4 protein-coding genes are annotated in these 5,118 nt (G+C 36.9%); 3 read left to right on the top strand and 1 reads right to left on the bottom strand.

All coding sequences use genetic code 11. The annotated features are described in order from the left end of the window. Window positions 1–176: 176 nt before the first annotated feature. The 3 genes from RT405_RS11920 to RT405_RS11910 all read left to right on the top strand — a co-directional run bounded on the left by RT405_RS11920 (window position 177) and on the right by RT405_RS11910 (window position 4,194). A complete protein-coding gene (locus tag RT405_RS11920; RefSeq protein ID WP_313469946.1) occupies window positions 177–1,811 on the top strand; it encodes a peptide ABC transporter substrate-binding protein in 1,635 nt (544 codons plus the stop codon). 153 nt (window positions 1,812–1,964) lie between these two features. Next, a complete protein-coding gene (ptsG, locus tag RT405_RS11915; RefSeq protein ID WP_313469944.1) occupies window positions 1,965–3,503 on the top strand; it encodes a glucose-specific PTS transporter subunit IIBC in 1,539 nt (512 codons plus the stop codon). A gap of 4 nt (window positions 3,504–3,507) precedes the next feature. After that, window positions 3,508–4,194 carry an N-acetylmannosamine-6-phosphate 2-epimerase gene (locus RT405_RS11910; RefSeq protein WP_313469943.1) on the top strand — a complete coding sequence of 229 codons (687 nt, stop codon included), beginning with the start codon at window positions 3,508–3,510 and terminating at the stop codon, window positions 4,192–4,194. A 98-nt stretch (window positions 4,195–4,292) separates the two neighbouring features. On the opposite strand, the gene RT405_RS11905 is transcribed toward RT405_RS11910, so the two are convergent. Next, a partial coding sequence (locus RT405_RS11905) for a chloride channel protein (RefSeq protein WP_313469941.1) occupies window positions 4,293–5,118 on the bottom strand: 826 nt, incomplete at its 5' end.

Genomic DNA, 5,118 nt, shown 5'->3' with positions numbered 1-5,118 from the left:
TCCGGAGGGAATTTCACTATCTGAGAATTACCAACACAATTTAACAAAGAACCCTTTTTCTTTTAGCAAAAGCAACACGCTGTAAATTGACAGCTTTAATTTAGCAGGCTAAACTGAAATCAATAGAACGAACAAATAATAAGAGTACTATTCAGGAAAAGGAGGAGGAAAATAAAATGAAAAAAGCAGGAGCAGTTATTTTTCTAGCAATGGCTATGTTTACTTTAGCGGCATGTAGTGGTGGGAAAGAATCGAATGATCCATCATCTACTAGTAGTTCACAAAAAATGAGCGCAACAGCAACCGGAGAATTAGCTACATTAGACAGTGCTTTATATAGTGATGTCACAAGTTCTGATGCGATTGGGCAAATTTTTGAAGGATTGTACCGAATTGATAGCGAAAATAATCCGGAATTAGGTTTAGCAGAAAGTGATCCTATAGTTAATGAGGCAGGCACCGTTTATACTTTTAAATTAAGAAATACGTCATGGTCAAATGGCGATCCACTGACAGCCGAAGATTTTGTTTACGCTTTTCAAAAAGTAGTAGATCCTGAAAATGGATCACCGAGCTCAAATCAAATGGACATTTTTAAAAATGCTGTTGCCATTCGCAATGGTGAAATGGATTTTAATGAATTAGGGGTAAAAGCTCTCGATGAAAAGACATTGGAGTTAACATTAGAAAATCCGATTACTTATTTGCCTAAATTATTGACCGGTACACCTTTCTTCCCGCAAAATAAAGCATTTGCCATCGAGCAAGGGCAAAAATATGGAACCAATAGTGATACCATAACTTCTAACGGTCCTTTTATCATTTCTAAATGGAACGGCACAAACTTAAATTGGACCTTCACAAAAAATCCTGATTATTGGGACGCAAAAAATGTCAAAATGGAACAAATCGACATAGAAGTAATTAAAGAAACCAGTACTGGCGTAAATCTATTTGAAAATGGCGACGTTCAATACACTACATTAGCCAATGAATACGCCAAACAGTATAAAGATTCAGCAGACTACCAGACTCAATTGAAGTTTTTATACGGATATCTTTCATATAATGAAAAACGGGAAGCGACAGGAAACGTACACTTACGTAAAGCTCTTTCGTTAGCTGTGGATAAAGAATCTTTTGCTAAAACCATTTTAAATGATGGGTCTGAAGCATTGAATGGGATCATTCCAGCAAACTATGCTAGTAATCCAGAAACGCATGAAGATTTTCGAGCTGAGAATGGTGATTTCTTAGCTTATGATGTGGAAGCTGCTCAAACAGAGTGGAAAAAAGCCCAAGAAGAATTAGGTATTTCTGAAATTGATTTAGAACTATTGACTTCTGATACCGAAGCTTCTAAAAAAACAGGGGAATATTTACAAGCTCAATTTGAACAAAATTTACCAGGAGTTTCCGTTCATTTGCGTAACGTTCCATTGAAAAACCGACTTGAATTAACGAATAAAGGCGAATTTGACATGGCTTTTTCAACGTGGACACCGGATTATGAGGACCCCATCAACTTCTTGGAGATTTATCAATCTACTAGCGGATTAAATTCTAGCGGGTATGTTAATGAAGCGTATGATCAAGGGATTGAAGAAGTTCGCTCTGCGCTTGCGCTTAAACCATTAGACCGATGGGAAAAAATGTTGGAACTTGAGCAGCTGCTGATTGAAAAAGATGCTGTCATTACGCCCATTTACCAAGGAGCTCAAGCTTACTTACTAGCTCCAGAAGTTAAAGGATTAGTGATATTGCCTTTAGGGCGCACCGTCTCTTATCGAATGGCTTCAATTGAAGACTAAAAAAATAGAAAAACAAAAAGAGAGGGGTTTTCTTCTGCTCTTTTTTTGTTTGTTAAAAAAGAAAATATTTTCTTTTTATTTATATTGACGAAAACATTTTCATGGAGTAGAATAAAGCCAACATAAAATTGTTTAATAAAAGGAGCGAAAAAAATGAAGACTTTTTTTGAAAAAGCACAGCAGTTCGGCAAATCTTTTATGTTACCGATTGCAATTTTACCAGCAGCAGGATTATTGTTAGGAATCGGTGGTGCACTATCTAATCCTAATACCATTAGTGCTTACCCCATTTTAGATGTTAGTTGGCTACAAGCCATCTTTACTGTAATGAGTAGTGCAGGAAATATTGTTTTTGCCAATTTACCGGTTATTTTTGCAGTCGGCGTAGCAGTTGGGTTAGCGCGTAATGATAAAGGAACAGCAGCTTTAGCAGCGTTGATCGGTTACCTAGTTATGCACTCGACAACAAATGCTATTTTAGGGATCACAGGCAACTTAGTTACTGAAGATTTAGCAGCTGTTGGACAAGGAGTCACATTAGGGATTCAAACGCTAGAATCAGGTGTTTTTGGCGGTTTAGTGATAGGTATAATGGCCTCTTGGCTGCACAACCGTTACTATAAAATTGAATTGCCTCAGTATCTCGGCTTCTTTGGTGGTTCTCGTTTTGTACCGATCGTAACATCATTTGGTGCCATTATTTTAGGAACCGTTATGTATTTCGTTTGGCCGTTGTTCCAAAATATTATCTTTAGTATTGGTGATGTCGTTAATGCAACTGGCTATATCGGTACTTTTTTCTATGGATTTATTTTACGTCTATTAGGACCATTTGGATTACACCATATCTTCTATCTGCCTTTCTGGCAAACAGCGTTAGGCGGAACTTTAGAAGTTGGAGGTCACTTAGTTCAAGGAACACAAAATATTTTCTTTGCTCAATTAGCTGACCCTTCAACCACTCAATTCTTTGAAGGAACTTCTCGCTTTATGTCTGGACGCTTTATTACGATGATGTTTGGATTAGTGGGAGCTGCTTATGCGATTTATAAAACGGCTAAACCTGAAAATAAAAAAGTTGTGGGTGGCCTCATGTTATCTGCTGCTTTAACTTCTTTCTTAACAGGAATCACTGAACCGCTTGAATTTTCATTTTTATTTATAGCACCAGCTCTATATGTAGTTCATGCATTCTTTGATGGTTTAGCTTTTATGTTAGCTCATATTTTTCAAATTACGATTGGTCAAACGTTCTCTGGCGGACTGATTGACTTCTTGCTTTTCGGGGTTTTACAAGGTAACGCTAAAACTCATTGGATGACAGTTATTTTAATTGGGATCGTTTGGTTCTTCTTGTATTACTTCACATTTAAATTCTTGATTTTAAAATTCAATTTCAAAACTCCAGGACGGACAGATGAATTGGAAATAGCTGAAAAGAGAGAAAAACCTGAAGGACGTGCATTGAACATTATTAATGCTTTAGGCGGAGAAGAAAACTTAGTGAACGTGGATAACTGTGCGACACGGTTGCGTGTTACAGTAAAAGATGGTACAAAAGTTAACGAGGCTGCATTAAAAGAAACTGGCAGCAAAGGTGTCTTAGTTAAAGGAAATGGGGTTCAAGTCATTTATGGGCCGCAAGTTACGGTAATCAAAAATGAAGTAACAGAATTATTAGGAGATGAATAACTAAATGAATATGTTGGAACAAGTGAAATCAAAGCTAATTGTATCTTGTCAAGCTCTAGCACATGAACCACTTCACAGCTCATATATTATGGGACGTATGGCAGTAGCAGTTGAAGAAGGCGGAGCCAGTGGTATCCGCGCCAATTCAAAAGAAGATATCATTGAAATCAAAAAAAATACAAAATTGCCTGTTGTAGGAATCGTTAAACGCGATTATGCAGATTCAGAGATTTTTATCACAGCTACAATGAAAGAGATTGACGAATTGGCGGAAACGAATTGTGAGATGATTGCATTAGATGCTACTTGTCGTAAACGTCCTAACAATGAAAAATTAGCTGATTTTGTTCAAAAAATTCGAACAAAGTATCCAAAGGTTTTATTGATGGCAGATATTTCAACTATTGAAGAGGCAGTTGAAGCTGAAAAACTTGGCTTTGATTGTGTTTCAACAACTTTAATGGGATACACAAAAGAATCGGAAGGTCATAACATTGCGGATGACGATTTTGTCCGACTAAAAGAAATTTTAAAAACAGTCAAAATACCCGTAATCGCAGAAGGACATGTCGATACACCGGAAAAAGCAAAACGTTGTCAAGAGTTAGGCGTCTATTCAATGGTAGTTGGCAGTGCTATTACAAGACCGCAACTGATCACAAAAGCTTTTGTAGATAAAATAAATGAATAGCTACTAAAAAAACTAGCAGTGAATGAGTTGTGGTTGACTCATTTTCTGCTAGTTTTTTAGTATATTTAGTATGTAAAGAATAAATACAGCCTAGCTGCTTAATCATCCTCAAATAAAATGCCTTTTTTAATACTCATTTTTTGAGTGGAGTAAATTCCAGAATTTCCTGAACAGATATAGCTCATAACACAGATCAAAAATAAATAAATAGCATTTTCTGAACCAAATAATTCAATTCCCATAATAAAACAAGCAATAGGAGTATTCGTAGCTCCCGTAAAAACACCGATAAAACCTAGACCTGCTAAGAATCCGACAGGTAAATAAAGCAAAGTGGCCAATGAACTGCCCAACGTAGCACCTATTACAAATAAAGGCGTCACTTCTCCGCCTTGGTAACCGGCTCCCAAGGTAAAGACGGTAAAAACTAATTTACCTAAAAAGTCAAAAGGGTGTGCCTCACCGCTAAAAGCTTGATCCAGTAAAGGTAAACTTAAGCCTAAATAAGAACGATTGTTAATAATAAGGGCCAGCAAAACGACTACTACTCCACCTATGAATGTTCGGATCACAGGATTCGGCATCCATTTCGTATACCATTTTTTGATCACAACAATTGAACGACTGAAGATTAAACCTGTTAATCCAAATAAAGCTCCAGCTATCAAAAGTTTGAAAAATAAGGAGGATGATTCGGCAGGTGCAAGAGCCATTGTGTATTTGATATGTGACACACCGTATCCTTTGACGACTAGATTAGAAAAATAAGCAGAAAAGAAACTAGGAAGTAGAGCCTCATGTCTGATTAAACCTAGAGCCAACACTTCTAAACCAAAAACTGTTCCAGCTAAAGGAGTCCCAAAAACAGCACTAAATCCACCGCTAATCCCGCAAATAATCACAATCTTGCGACTTGCTTTATTT

The organism is Carnobacterium sp., from assembly GCF_032094055.1.
Classification (GTDB): Bacteria; Bacillota; Bacilli; order Lactobacillales; family Carnobacteriaceae; genus Carnobacterium_A.
This window is presented reverse-complemented; position numbering and strand designations above follow the sequence as displayed.